Origin of the sequence: Bacillus cereus (genome assembly GCF_007678085.1) — a bacterium.
GTDB classification, from domain to species: Bacteria; Bacillota; Bacilli; order Bacillales; family Bacillaceae_G; genus Bacillus_A; species Bacillus_A cereus_BE.
This window is the reverse complement of sequence record NZ_VEDW01000047.1, coordinates 1-242: the sequence shown is the minus strand read 5'-3', so window position 1 is coordinate 242 and position 242 is coordinate 1. Positions and strand designations below refer to the sequence as shown.

The window sequence follows — 242 nt, the reverse complement described above, 5'->3', positions numbered from 1 at the left end:
ATCCCGTCCATCTAATTCAAATAGATCTGGACATTCCCACATATAGCCGAAATCCTCTAATCCATTTTTCCCACTGCCTGCAATGATGCCTTGAAACGTCCAATTGTCTAAAGTATCAGAGGTAAATAAGACGAGATTCCCTTTCAGGTCAAGGCTTTGTGCACCTAGAACCATGTACCACTGGTCATTTCGCTTCCATACTTTCGGATCACGAAAATGGGCAGTGAATCCCTCTGGAAGCG

Annotated in this window: 1 pseudogene; it reads right to left on the bottom strand. The window is 44.2% G+C overall.

The window, feature by feature from the left end:
• Positions 1-242 (bottom strand): annotated as a pseudogene (locus FS742_RS27315) (sucrose-6-phosphate hydrolase); the annotation flags it as partial.